The sequence below is a fragment of the Prolixibacter sp. DSM 2831 genome (assembly GCF_056493735.1).
Window position 1 is genome coordinate 3111820 of sequence record NZ_CM151379.1, and the last position, 14801, is coordinate 3126620.

Consider the following 14801-nt stretch of genomic DNA (forward strand, 5'->3'; position numbering starts at 1 on the left):
CAAATATTTTTTTCAAGACTGGATTTACATCAATTGATGCTGTTTAAATAGTTCTCCAGCATGGTGTAACCATCTTTGCCAACTTTATTTCCATCAGCAGGATTATTGGGATTAAGGCCATGTTTCAGCTCCCATTGATCAGGCATACCATCATGATCGGTGTCTGTTGGGGCAGGCGCAGATTTAAGTAATGGCCAGCCGCCCACATCGTTTTGTGAGTCTATCATTCCAGTCTTCTTTGATTTATCGGCTACTCTTTTAAATTTTGTATATGCTTTGCCTTCGTAGGTAGCATACCCGCCTCTGGCATCATTTACTATCCTAGTATCTACAGGGTCTCTTTTGGGTAAAGTAGCACCTGCATTTTTGAGCACTAAATCAAAGGCACTCTTTGCCGATTGTTGATTAATCGGCATGGATGACCATGCTTTATCAAGCTTTACGATTTTTAGATTGGCGTCACCTCCTTTCGGTTGTACGCCACCATCCCAGTTATCTGTTGTCACTTTATTATTCCCTTCAATCACGTTACCGGCAACATACCATTTCCCGAAATCAGAGGTATTTTTGCGAAAAGAAGGATTAACAATTCGATAGGATCTCTCTCCTGGCTCAGTTGCAGGACCCGGTTTGTAATAGTTGTTTACGATGTTAAATTTTGAAAATGAAAATCTTGGATCTCCGACTTGTTGGTTTTCGCCACCATAGCAGGTGTTGTACCCCCAGTTGTATATCACGTTATTTCTGTAATCGGTGTAACCTGAACCCGATGCCATTCTGATATTACGACTCGCATTATCAGCAATAAGATTGTGGTGATACGAGCCATAGTTAGATCCCCATATACCTCCAAACCCGTGAGGAGCATCTACACTTGGATTGGCGTCGTCTGGATGGTTGGAGTCGAATAGGGCTTCAGAAATCATACACCATTGAACAGTGATGCTATCACAATGATAAATCGACATGACTTCATCTTCACTCCAGCTTGCCGATACATGATCAATAATAAGGTGCTTGACAAACCTACTGGATACCGCATCATCAGCACGTCCCGATTCGTCTCCAAGCCTTACTCGCAGGTACCTGATGATCACCTGGTCAGCGCTTATCATTAACGGGTATCTTCTCAGACAAATACCGTCGCCAGGCGCTGTTTGTCCGGCAATGGTAATGTAGGGATTTCTAATAACCAGTTTGTTATTCAGAAGTATTGTACCCGAGACCCGAAAAACAACAGTTCTGGGACCTGACGCTTCAACTGCTGCACGAAGACTACCCGGACCATTATCATTTAAATTTGTCACTTCATATACTTTACCGCCGCGTCCTCCAACGGTATATTTTCCATAGCCTTCAGCAGTTGGGAAAGCCAGTTGCTGGGCCCAGGTAGCAGTAACGGAGAATAAAAAAAATAGGAATAGTGAAAGAATCTTTTTTCTCATAGCAATCTAAATTTTAGTATTATTTCTATTACCAATTATTTCAATTTCTTATAAGCAAAGAAAGTACCCGAATCTGAAATAAAATGGGAAACAATCTGGAAACAATCTGAAATTCATTCAACCGAACAATGAATCAAACGCAAACCACTAACTAAAATTTGGATTTAAGTCAAAACCGCTTCTCCTTTTTTTAAGGGAAAAGACGGTTTCAAGCCAGACACATCTGCGATTATTCCCAAATTAGCCAAACCCTGCAATGTTCGAAGTTGTACCTTTTTGAATTCCCGCTGAAATGTTCAAATAATCTGTACTGGTTATCTGATTCAAAAGGCTGTATTCTATAGGTAAAAATTGAAGAGTAAATGATGGGACTATTCCTTAAGTTCAGTGATTACAAAAAGATAATCCGTCATTTTTGACGGATTATCTTTTTATTTTAATTATTCCTGGGGTAAGCCATAGCCATTCGTAATTTGTCCGTTCGATTTGCTGATTGTTTCGAAAGGAATAGGAAAATAATATCTTGGGGGATCATCCGGCGATGTTATTCCTGAAAGAATATTTCTTTGATAGCTGGAAAAATTATTCACAATATCAATCCCCCAATTCGTCTTGACATATCCTTCACCTTCCAGGGTGGCAGCTTCCGCACCGCTAGGATCAATATAATGGAATAAACCTTTAATGGCTAAATTATGGTCGGTACCAACCACTTTCCCACTTACAGCTTCCAATGAACTATAGTCATATTGTCCTCTCCATCCAGGGTAAAGAGCTGCATTCGTACTATCCGTACAAGTATAAGTTAACGGATTGTCCAGATGAACCATTTTGGTCCAGATATAATCTGAAATTTCATTGCCATTCGCGAAACGATGATATCCCTGCGCCTTGAGGTCGTTAACCATTGTCTGCATTTCCTGTTGAACAGCAATTGCTTTTTCCGAAAACTCACCTGAGCGTATCAGGTCCCAACGACGTGTTCCTTCACCCAGCAGCTCAAGTTTACGCTCATGCAATACAGCATCTTTTAATGCCTGTCCTGATAATCCACTTATATCATGACTGGAATTCCCAAAAGCTCTTTCTCTAATTTGGTTAACCAAACTGATTGCATCGGCATTCTGACCCAATTCAGCTTTTACTTCGGCCTGCATCAACATCACATCCGCCATTCTCAAAACAGGCCAGTCCATGCCTGATGATCGAGCATGATCTGTATAAGGTGGGTTCATTCGATTCTCATCCCACTTATTGGTAGCAATTCCACCATTGCATTTGTTTCCTGGAATGAATGACAATAATTTTTCATTACCATCCCCGTTACTTCCTGTTACTGTTACACTGGCATCTCTTCGCTTATCCCCGTTTTGGAAATCACCATAATATACAGTAGGAATAATACGAAGAGCACCGTACGTCTTACAGGGAGCTGCATTTGAACCACCCCCGTTCGAAGGCCGACCAAAGGCATATGGATATTCGCTATTAGTCCGCCTATCTCCGCCTTGAATATTACCCAGCTGGAAAATTGACTCAGGGCTTACCTGCAAGTTCTCAAAATACTGAAAGTTCATTTGGAATGGATTGTTGGCATATGATCTGCTATCAGTGGTAATCAGATGGGCAGTTCCAGCATTATCCATTGCTGCCTGAAAATATTTTTCAGCTACTTTGTAATAATCAAGATAATCGGAACGTCGGGCATACACACAACCGTATGCTTCATTACCTTTTTTGTCAAAAGTTACATTCCCATACAAACCAGGCATGTCGGTACGTATTGTCTGATAACCACCAGAATAAAGAGCCAACTCACCTATCAAGGCATCACAAAATGTCCTGGAAAGACGTTCTGCGTTTACACCTCCCTCTCCAAGCCGGTACATAAGTGGTTCAGCCTTTTCAAGAGAAGCGATTAAATCATCATATATATCGAAACGAGAGGTCAATTTATAGTTCTCCACATAGTTATTCTCATAACCATAAGGAACATCGCCAAAATGTTTGACCAAATCAAAATAACACATCGCCCTCATTGTCATTGCTTCACCATACAACTGAGTCCAATCGGAAACCTTACCGGCCGCCACATCAGCTTGATATGCCTTTTTCTTTGCGATTAAATTGGCTACCTTGGTCGCCCGGGCAAGAGTAGTATAAAGACCATCAAATCCACTTTTTATATAATCAATCGGTAACTGATCAGTCTGCAAAATGGCATTCATATTGTTACTGGAATTTTCCTCCGGATACATTTCAGCATCCGACCCAATCGGATCATTCCATCGGTAAACTCCCATGATACAAGATTGACGATAATTGGCATAACACCAGGATAACGTTTTAAACGTCTCCGAAGGTGTACTTGTAACAAAAGTACCATCAACATTGGATGGAGAGGAAGTATTCAGAAAATTATCCTGGCATTGTGTAAAAGTGACAGGTAACACAATTGCTATTATATAATATATTAATCTTCTCATAATGGTCACGTATTTTTTTTTATAAACTAAGATTTACACCGACGACAAAAGACCGTGCACGTGGATACGTCCCAAAATCCAATCCGGTTGTAGGATAAACAGCGTGGTTATGTGACGGATCGGCATTTACCTCGGGATCGAGTCCGGAATATCCGGTAATTGTAAGCAAGTTATAAACACTACCATATATACGAAGCCGGCTTATCCCTGCTTTTGTCATTAATGATTTAGGTAAAGTATATCCCAAAGTAAGCGTATTCAATCGAAGATACGACCCATTCTCAATACCGAGAGTCGAGGTAACTCCTACCTCATTATATGCCAACGGTAAAGTGGCATTCTTGTTGGCAGCATTTAGTTCTTCCGGCGTAGTCAGCCTTTGAAGTTGTCCGTTGACAACATCGTAAATTTTATAAGAGTTATTCAGAATAGCCAGCTTGTTCTGATATACTCCTGATTCTTTCGGACCATACAGAGAAGCCAGTTTATTGGCATTATAGATATCATTTCCATAACTCCAGTTGAAGTACATTCCGAAATCTACATTTTTATAGGTCACATTAAGATTAAAACCACCTGTATGTACCGGATTCGTATTTCCTATAACAGCAATATCGTTTTCATCTATTTTACCGTCATGGTTCAAGTCCTTATATTTGGGAAGTCCCGGATATGCATACTGTGTAGAAGGGCGATCCCCGGAGCTAAGTCCATGCACAACACCAATAAAACTGCTAAGGTCGGGCACGCCAGCTTTCAACGTGTATGTTCCATTATTGTAATTAAAGTCATTTGGCGTATAAAAACCATCGTAAACAAGTCCCCGAACCAGTCCGACAGGATGCCCTTCTTCCAGGATGTAATCATCAGACGGGTATGATGCGCTCCCCGCCCAACTCGCTCCGTAAAGCCCACTTACGTTAGGTGCAAGTTTATCTACATTGTTCCTGTTAAAGTTAATATTGCCACTGGCAGTTACTCTCCAATCGTGGTTTTTGAAAATCGTTCCGGTAAGTGATAGTTCCACCCCTTTGTTACTCGTCTGTCCAATATTAGCATAAGTAGCTGTAAAACCTGTAATTCCCGGAATACTAGTCAACATCAGCAGATCTTTGGTCGTATTCCAATAAACGTCAACAGTTCCCGACAATCGGCTGTTCAAGACAGCAAAATCGGTTCCTAAATCACGAGTAATGGTTGTCTCCCATTTCAGATCTTGGTTTGCCAGCGTAGAAGAAGATAAGTCATAAGCAGATTGACGTTGTTGATCAATAGCATATTGCCATCTCTGATCGGTCTCCGACGTCCACTTTTGTGACCATAAACTAGAACTGATTCCATCATTACCGACTTCACCGTATGAAAGACGAAGTTTCAAATAATTTAGCCAGTGGATATTCTTCATGAAAGGTTCTTCCGACATTCTCCATGCGAATGCACCGGCCGGAAAATACCCCCAGCGATTCGTAGGCGCAAATTTAGAGGAGCCATCGGCACGGAAGGTCAGCGTAAACAAGTACCTGTCCAATAAAGAGTAGTTTACACGGCCAAAGTAGGACATAATGCGGCTGGGCGTACTTACACTCGAAGAAATTGTACTGGAACCGACCGTCTGATCATACTGGTTAATCTGGGCGAACGCTGTTTTCATGTCAAAATTTGAAGGAAAATGGTTGGCCGAAACTTCCAGGTTGGTACCACCGGAATTGGAAACTTCCTGTCCCGCCAGCAGATTGAATTTATTATGTTCATTGATACTGACTTCATAATTTAATGTATTTGTCCAACGCATTCCCCAACTATCCGATTTTCCATAATCAGCATTGCCAGCATATAGTTTTTTTCCGGTTACATCATCAACATAATCGTTGTAAATAGCACCTGACCAGTATTTCTTTTGTCCCCACGACCGGCCTATACTAAAAACACTATTATATGTCAGCCCTTTAACAACCTTCCAATTTAATGTTGCGATACTTTTAAGAGATTGATTCACCCTAAGTGGATAATAATCCCTCACCCGGGCAGCAGGACTGTAAGTATCCCACATCGAATTCTTCCCGTATTGCTCAATATTACCTTCTCGCAATGCACTCAAATCGCCTAAAATATCTGACGTCGCAATCGGACGGAACCGATAGGCAGAAGAGAGCAATGATCCACTCCCATTCGATGTGCCTTCATCTCCAAGATTTTGAATATCAACATAACGTGTATCCAGGTTAAATGTAACGTTGTCGAACACTTTTTGATTAAGTTTAAACGATACGTTGGCACGTTTCAAATATGAATTTAGCTTCATCCCCTCATCATCCAGATAGTTGGTTGAGAAAAACATCTTTGTTTTATCGCTTCCTCCTGTAATCGTCAAATTATGGTTCCATGAAACAGAATTGTTATAAACCTTCCTCTGGATATCGTTGGAAGACAGATTCCGATAGCTTTCAATTCCCCCTGGATTATTGCCTGTATATGCCCCGATACCAAACAATTTTTCAAATGGTTCCCGGTAAGAATTTCCGTTCGCGGCAGCATTAGCCCAAACATATTTCAAATAATCATAGGGATTCAGAGCTGCCAAATATCTGGTAGGCGTATTGATTTTCATGTAACCGTCATAAGTAACAGTCGCTTTACCAGCTTTTGCCCCTTTGGTGGTAACCAGAATTACACCATTGGCTCCACGAGCACCATAAATTGCTGTAGATGAGGCATCTTTCAGCACATCAATACTTTTCACCTGGTCAGCAGGGATGTCGCTCAAATCGCCAGGAACCCCGTCAATTAGGATCAATGGCTGATTGCTTTGCGATATGGAACCTCCACCCCTAACACGGATAGAGATTTCTGCCCCCGGACGACCGTCTTGTGAAGTAACACTTACACCTGATAACTTTCCTTGCAGAGCATGGGCTACATTGGATGTAGGAGTAGCCAAAATCGCATTTCCGGTGACAGAAGCAACAGAACCTGTCAAATCCTTCTTCTTCATCGTACCATAACCAACCGCTACTACTTCATCCAGGCCAATTGAACTCTCTTCCATCTTAACATCAATTGTGCGCTTTCCAGCCACGGCAATGTCTTTCGTTTTCATTCCCATAAACGCAAATTCCAATGTTGCTCCCTGAGGTACATCGGTAAGCGTATAGTTTCCACTTTGATTCGTAATCGTCCCAATGCTACTTCCTTTGATGACAACAGTAACTCCCGGAACCGGAGTCCCCGTATTATCTATCACCTTTCCGGAAACAGTGATTTTCTGCTGGCCATAAACCGGAGTCAAACATTGCAGTAAAACCGTCAAGAATAATAGAGAAGAGAATCTCATGAATTGAGGCCTCATCCATATCAATCCTTGCTTCGTTCGAACCTTTGCTTTCATAACTTCCATTGATATTGAAATTTGGATTTAAAATTAAACTACACTCATGCACACATGAGCAGACATTAGTTACCTACTTCTTTTTCAATAAATTAAAAGAGGAGAAATTCGTACATTGTAGTTAGAATGACATACCAATCACCCTCTTTCACGCGAAGAACGAATCACACTTATGTTATTAGGAAAAGCAAAGCTTGCGGTCCACGGGAAATCTTTATCTGAACCTTTTTCATTCTATTTTACTAGTGAACATTCACGGTTCAGTGGTCGATATTCAAAACAGCACTTTAATATTTTGACATTCCAGCACTGGAACATACTATCAGCATCTAATTCTTTCGAAAAATTAAGCATTGTGAAATTTTTAAATACATTTCGTAAATTTTCGATACCTTTTTCACATTCAAATGTAAAATTTAAATAAATAAACAATAATTAGATTAACTTTTTTTAAACTATATCAATCTTCTTTATCAATATTTAATATTAAAAGATTAGCTATGTTCATAATTTCAACGACACATCGAACCATTCGTCAGAACAATTTCCCAACAGCCCACTATGTGTCACTTACACATCTAAACACAAATAAATGAAGAAATATATGATAATGTTCCGACAGGACACTGAACAGAAATGGCGGCAACAAAAAAATCGTAAATCACTTGTCATTTTCAAGACACCACAAGTCTTCAAAATACTCTCCACCAAACAAATATCCCTATCTTAAAGCCCAACAAAAAAATTACAAACAAAATCACCGAATTCAATTTTCTTTTGATGAAAACAAAAAGTATAAATTCAATTACGCTTCTTTGCGTTTTTCAATTTTATGGTTTCAATTAGTAATTTTCCCATTCAACAAATTTACTGGACCGCCCCACCCCAATTTTTTGATTTTATCTATTCACTGGATTCCAGGGCTTCAATCTCATTGTGAAAATGTATCCAGGTTAATTGCCCCCAATGAGTACTGTCTTAACGAGCGGAAATTTTAATGTTGTTTTCCATTTCACTGGATTTTTTTCCAAAACAAGTTTTCACACCTATCTCAAAAAACCCTTGAGCTTGACTGGTTACCCTGGTCCTGTTGAAAATATCAGCATCCGGGAATTTCCGGCAATCGGCTCAAAAAGTGGATGATGAAGGAGGGCCCCCCATTCTCTCAAAAACATATGGTTGTGCGACCTTAAAAAAAAATTAACGGCATTTCTTTCGGTTCACATTATAGCAGACGAATAACATTAATCCGGATCACCTTCTCCTTTATTCATTTCCGCTTTCAGGAAAAAAGCACCTGTCAAGACAATGTTTTTTTTATTCAACAAAGAATCCGGACTCAAAACCTGAATAAAATCCTCGTTTCTTATCCCGGTATTGACCCTGGTCTTTTTAAATACCACACTTTCCCGACCGGAATTTTCTTTTTGTTTTCTTACGTATATGAAAATGTATTCAGCATTTTTGTCCCGCACAACGGCACCTGCCGGAAGCGCGTATACTTCATTCTTCGGAGAACGTACGCGGGCTTCAATGTACAAGCCAGGAGCCAATACCCCTGCAGGTTCAATCTTCCCAGTCACCATCATGCTTTTTGTTTTAGGATTCAGCACCCGGTCAATTCCCGTAATTTCCCCATGATACCTCAACGAATCGTTAAATGCAGGAACTGAAAAGACAAATGTTTCTCCAACGTGGATTTGGTTAATATCTTTCTCGAATACCGTAAGGCGCGCATATAATTTACTGTTGTCAGCTATTTCAAAGGCGACTCTTTGCGGGTTGATCAATTCCCCCTTGTGAATGTTAATCTGAGAAACTGTTCCCGAAATTGGAGCCTTCAGGTAGATCGAGTTTTGAATATTACCGGCCTGTACGTCTGCAGGAGATATCCCGAGAAATTTCAGTTTCTCCCGGGCGGCAAAATACATGCCCCTTGCAGTTTCATATTCCGACTGAGTTTGTTGATATCGTTTTTGCGCACTCACGTTGGCCTCGCTAAGAATTTTCTGGCGTTGCAATTCCTTCTTCAAATAATCAAACCGTCCTTTGGCTCCCAGAAAATCCTGCTGAAACTGAATATATTCCGGATGTTTCAGACTGCACAAGATAGCTCCCTTTTGTACATGGCTACCTTCCTGGCAATTGATCATTTCAACATTTCCGCTTGCAAAAGGGCTTACTGAAGCCAGGTAATTGGGTAACAAACGAATGGTTCCGTTTACAGAAACTTGTTTTTGCATCTGCTTTTTAACGAGTTGTCCCATGGTTACTCCTGCCTGCTTAACCTGTTCCTCGCTTAATTCTACCTTATCCGGATTTACCTTTTCGATTTCGGATACCTCATCCTGCCCAGGTCTGCTCTTGGCAGACTTCTGATTACATGAATACAAGCCTGATATGGCAAAGATTGTGAATATGAATAATATAATTGTTTTCATTTTTATTTCCCGTTTATATAGTTGATATATAAAACTGTTTGATTGAATTCTGAAAGAATTTCAAGCCAGGAGATTTTGATATTGACAGCCCTGTCGATGTTCTGTAAATATTCAACATAGCCAATTTCTCCTGTTCGAAATAAGAGCTCAGCGTTCTGAATCAGTTGCCGACTCAAAGGCAACCCGTCGCTTTCATAATACTCAAGCTGTTTCTCGAGCGTTTGATACCTGAGGGCCAACTGTCGTTGTGAAGTCTGCATTGCAATCTTCAAATCATCCAGGTTCTTCTGTTCAATTTCTTTTCCGATTTCCGCGGCCCGAATTCGCCTTTGCTGGGCACCGAACCACAATGGTATTTCTACTCCTATCTGCCAGGCGTAAAAGCCCTTCTCACCATTGACCTTTTCTCGGGCATACTCGCCACTGATTTCCGGCAATAGTTGCGATTTTCGAAGTTTTATTTCACGGCTTGCCAGTTTTACTCTCGATTGCTGATAATTCAATTGAGGATTGCCTGCCACTGAATCGGTCAATTGTACTCCGGTCGAAAGAGCGGATTTTACCTGCTCCGGGATTATTGAATCGGGAAGCTGGATATTCATCCAACGCTGGAGCATCCTTTGAGCCACCTTCAGATCCGAACTGGCTTTTTCAAACTGCAACCCGATTTGCTCTTGCTTACTTTTAGCCGCCAACATCTCCAGTCTCGATGCATCTCCTGTCTTAAAACGCAATAAGGCAGCCTGATAGAACCGACCATACAAGCTGTCTATCGATTGGTAAAACAGCCATTTCCTCCAAGCAACACTCCAGTCGAAATAGGCAGCTGACACTTCCCTCATCAGTCTGTTTTTATGCTTACTGTAATCCAGCTCAGAGACCTTTGTCTTTTGTTTGAGATATTTACTTCGCTTAATCGATGTAACAGGAAATTCAATTGTCTGTCCAACACCTACTACTTTTTGAATCGCTTCTGCTGAATTTGGGTTCACTTCATCCTTCCCCATATAAACACTGGCTTTTGGGGGATCGAAAGCTGTTTTTTCAAGGGTACGTTGCTGTTTTATAGCAAGCTCCATAGCCTGCAGACCAGGATTATTCTTAAGGGTGGTCTCAATGGCTTCGTCCAAACTCAGTTTATGCAACCGTCCGTAGTCCTGCGCATGCGTTACAGCTGGTAATCCAAATATGATAAACAGTATCATTGCAACGACGTGCCCTTTCTTCTTCATTTTAGGTGGATTTTCGAACATGGAATACAATAACGGAAGCAAAACAAGTGTTAGCAGGGTGGAAGTCACCACCCCTCCAATCACCACTGTTGCCAAAGGGCGTTGCACTTCCGCACCTGCCGAAGTAGAAACAGCCATCGGCAGAAACCCCAGAATATCTACCGACGCTGTAAGGAAGATCGGCCGAAGACGGGAACGAGTAGCCTTAAGTATTCGTTCCTGAAGATCCGTGACCCCATCTTTTTTAAGGTCGTTCAGGTAGGAGATCAGCACTAATCCATTTAATACAGCCACTCCAAAAAGTGCGATAAACCCAACGCCCGCGGAAACACTGAAAGGCATTCCCCTGAGCCAAAGCGCAAAAACTCCTCCTATCGCCGCAAACGGAATAGCGGTATAAATCAATAAGGTCTGCTTCAGCGAACGAAGACTGATAAAAAGAATAATGAAAATCAGGGTCAGTGCCAAAGGTACAACAAGCGACAACCGATGGGTTGCCCGTTGCAGGTTTTTATACTCTCCACCATATCTAATATAATAGCCTGGGGGTAGGTCAAGTTTTTCACCCAGTTTTTGCCTGATTTCTTTCACCAGCGATCGAATATCGCGGTTTCGTACGTTAACCCCCACGACTATCCTCCGGTGCGTATCATCACGTGAAATCTGGTTAGGACCTTCTTCAAAATGTACATCAGCAACTTCTTTTAGTGGGACCCTGCCTCCGGAAGGTAATGGAACATATAGATTTTTGATGGATTCAATGTCTCTTCGGAAAGCTTTCTTTAACCGAACAACAATGTCAAAACGCTTTTCTCCTTGATAAAATGTACCAGCAGTCGATCCTGAGAGCGCTGTTCTTAATAAGGTATTCAAATTATTTATTTTCAGCCCATATTGAGCCAATCTGTTCCTGTTGTAATCTACAACAATTTGTGGCAAACCTGCGATCTGGTCAGGCCGCACGTCTGCTGCTCCCTGTATGGATCGTATGATGGAAGCTGCCTGATTCCCTTTTTTCTGCAAAACGCCAAGGTCATCACCATAAATTTTTACAGCAAGGTCGGCTTTGACACCCGATAACAGTTCATTAAAACGCATCTCAATAGGCTGCGAAAATTCAAATGACATTCCGGGGAGCACCGACAATGCCTCCTTCATTCGGTTGGCCAGTTGTTCGTAAGATAGGTCCGATGGCCAATCATCTTTATCTTTTAGTGCTACTGCGATATAGCCCCCCTCGATGGGATCGGGATCCGTCGGCACTTCTGCTGCCCCAACCCGCGTTACTACTTTTTCAACCTCAGGGAAACGAGATAGCAGGATATTTTCCACTTTCTCAGATGCCTTGGTTGTTTGGGTGATGGAAGTCCCTGGTGACATGCGAAATTCGATCGCAAAATCCCCTTCCTGAAGTTTAGGAATGAATTCACCCCCCATATTGATGAATACGTAAGCCGCTATCCCCAGAAGGACGATGGACATTGTAATAATAGCGGTTTTCAGACCTAATGCCTTTTGGATGGTTGGTATGAAAATCCTGTTATCAAGCCATATCATGAATTTATCGCCAATATTTTTTCTGCCAGCAGATTTCCCATATAGCAGCAACGAACTAACCATCGGAATATACGTCAGGCAAAGTATCATGGCTCCAAAGATGGCAAAACCAAAAGCCAGAGCCATAGGGATGAACATTTTACCCTCAACCCCTTGTAAAGTTAGAATGGGGATGAAAACAATGAGAATAATAATTTGACCAAAGGTGGCTGCGTTCATCATCCGGCCGGCTGAATGGAAAGCGATATCATCCAGTCTGGACCGCTTGTCAATGCCTGACAATTTTCTCAGGTTATCGTTGTTTCTTGCCAGTTGCACCGCCATAAATTCGACGATGATAACAGCTCCATCCACAATAATACCGAAGTCTAGTGCCCCAAGGCTCATTAAGTTCGCGGAAACCCCTAGGGCATTCATCATGCCTAAAGCAAAAAGCAAAGAAAGGGGTATAATGGATGCTACAATCAAACCTGCCCGCAGGGTCCCTAAAAGAAAAACCAACGCGAGAATAACGATGACTCCTCCGATAAGCAGGTTTTCTTCGACTGTCCCTGAGGTTTTTTTGATCAGTCGGGCCCGATCGATAAATGGCTTAATAACAACACCTTTCGGAAGGCTCTTCTGGATTTCAACAATCCGCTTTTTAACGGCGTCAATCACGCCCATAGAATTGGCTCCACGAAGCATCATAACAACACCAATCACCGTTTCTCCTTTACCATTTACAGTTGCAGCTCCATACCGGTTCGCATGTCCGATTTGCACAGTCGCTACATCTCCAATGGTTAACGGTACACCATTCCGGGTGGTAACCACTGTCTTTCGGATATCGTCCAGGGATCTCACCAGGCCGCGCCCACGCACATAATACAGATTCGGGCCTTTTTCAATATAACTTCCGCCGGTATTTCCATTATTGTCGGCAACCGCTGAATAAATATCAGAAATAGTAAGGTTATAACTATTTAACAGGTTGGGATCGACAGCTATTTCATATTGTTTAAGATAACCACCAATTGAATTGACCTCTACAACCCCGGGGATTCCGGATAATTGCCGTTTGATAAGCCAGTCTTGTATGGTCCTTAACTGAGTAGCATCGTACTGATCCTGATATCCCGGTTCAGCCTCAACCGTGTAGTGGTAAATTTCGCCAAGACCTGTACTGATTGGCCCCATTCGTGGAACTCCCAGCCCCGAGCCGATTTCATCCTGAACCTCTTTTAATTGTTCCGAAACCAGTTGTCGTGGTTTATATATGCCCATGTTGTCATCGAAAACAACCGTCACCACTGATAGTCCAAATCTGGAGATTGACCGGATATCTTTTACACCAGGCAGATTATTCATAGCTAGTTCAACCGGTTGCGTTATGAACTGCTCCACTTCCTGTGCCGCCAGATTTTGTGATACAGTTATCACCTGTACCTGGTTGTTTGTAATATCCGGTACAGCATTGACCGGAATATTCAACATTGAATAGATGCCCCAGCCGACTAAAATTAATGTGAATAAGCCAACGATTAGCTTATTTTTAATAGAGAACGATATAACATGATTGATCATTTTCCATCTTGTTTAATTTGGTTTATCATTTGAAGAAACGACCTTTCGGATTTTTTCTTCTCTTGAACGAAAAGACTTCAGAAATGGAAAATGCTAAATAATTAATTTACAATTTATTAGATAGATTACCGAAAAATTGTACGATAGTACAATCACCGGGATGAATGATAAGAAAATCACTTGATAGATAACAGTAGAAACATTTGAAATACCTGGAATGGCTGAGTTTCCAAGAGGAATGTCAACCGACAGGTTTGCAACAGTAACATCGTTGTAACTCTGCGCGGGAATATATGTATCATATTGGTCATCCCAGGTTTGATGAACACCACCAGGAAAATTGATTTCCAAAAAGGCAATGCAGTAAAAAAAGCCAACAATTGGAAGTAGTATTTTAATCCAGTTTCTCATCAAGTTCTTAATGCCTTTTCTGACCTAACAAATTTAAAAAATATTTGAGAATCATTCTGAGTTTTTGCATTTCCTCCATTATTTGTTTATTGACTTAACCAGAGGATATTTTTAATCAAAAGCCCCATCATCCACCCATATTTAAAGGCGTTCATTGATTACCTTGGTATAAATGGATTCATATGTCAACCGAAAATTCAAATCGATATTGGGATTGTCGGTCGTTGCCTGTTTGCGACGTTTTAGCAATACTCCTTCATGAGAGGCATCACCTTTGG

Annotated in this window: 6 protein-coding genes; all 6 read right to left on the bottom strand. The window is 41.4% G+C overall.

The annotated features are described in order from the left end of the window. Positions 1-29: 29 nt before the first annotated feature. The 6 genes from AC060N_RS12645 to AC060N_RS12670 all read right to left on the bottom strand — a co-directional run bounded on the left by AC060N_RS12645 (position 30) and on the right by AC060N_RS12670 (position 14523). Positions 30-1445, bottom strand: a complete 1416-nt coding sequence (locus AC060N_RS12645; RefSeq protein WP_479524116.1) for a pectate lyase — start codon at positions 1443-1445, stop codon at positions 30-32. A 440-nt stretch (positions 1446-1885) separates the two neighbouring features. Next, positions 1886-3931, bottom strand: a complete 2046-nt coding sequence (locus AC060N_RS12650; RefSeq protein WP_479524117.1) for a RagB/SusD family nutrient uptake outer membrane protein — start codon at positions 3929-3931, stop codon at positions 1886-1888. 19 nt (positions 3932-3950) lie between these two features. Next, positions 3951-7316, bottom strand: a complete 3366-nt coding sequence (locus tag AC060N_RS12655) for a SusC/RagA family TonB-linked outer membrane protein (RefSeq protein ID WP_479524118.1) — start codon at positions 7314-7316, stop codon at positions 3951-3953. 1244 nt (positions 7317-8560) lie between these two features. Next, the gene (locus AC060N_RS12660; RefSeq protein ID WP_479524119.1) at positions 8561-9757 is read right to left on the bottom strand and encodes an efflux RND transporter periplasmic adaptor subunit; all 1197 of its coding nucleotides are present in this window, start codon (positions 9755-9757) and stop codon (positions 8561-8563) included. 2 nt (positions 9758-9759) lie between these two features. Further along, on the bottom strand, positions 9760-14112 hold the full coding sequence (locus tag AC060N_RS12665; RefSeq protein WP_479524120.1) for a CusA/CzcA family heavy metal efflux RND transporter: 4353 nt from the start codon (positions 14110-14112) through the stop codon (positions 9760-9762). Between the two features lie 93 nt (positions 14113-14205). After that, entirely contained in the window at positions 14206-14523 is a 318-nt protein-coding gene (locus tag AC060N_RS12670) for a hypothetical protein (protein WP_479524121.1), read from the bottom strand. Positions 14524-14801 lie beyond the last annotated feature (278 nt).

Bases quoted from the DNA above. Each gene is read 5' to 3' on its own strand.
- AC060N_RS12645 (WP_479524116.1), bottom strand. From the start codon at position 1,445: ATGAGAAAAAAGATTCTTTCACTATTCCTATTTTTTTTATTCTCCGTT.
- AC060N_RS12650 (WP_479524117.1), bottom strand. From the start codon at position 3,931: ATGAGAAGATTAATATATTATATAATAGCAATTGTGTTACCTGTCACT.
- AC060N_RS12655 (WP_479524118.1), bottom strand. From the start codon at position 7,316: ATGAAAGCAAAGGTTCGAACGAAGCAAGGATTGATATGGATGAGGCCT.
- AC060N_RS12660 (WP_479524119.1), bottom strand. From the start codon at position 9,757: ATGAAAACAATTATATTATTCATATTCACAATCTTTGCCATATCAGGC.
- AC060N_RS12665 (WP_479524120.1), bottom strand. From the start codon at position 14,112: ATGATCAATCATGTTATATCGTTCTCTATTAAAAATAAGCTAATCGTT.
- AC060N_RS12670 (WP_479524121.1), bottom strand. From the start codon at position 14,523: ATGAGAAACTGGATTAAAATACTACTTCCAATTGTTGGCTTTTTTTAC.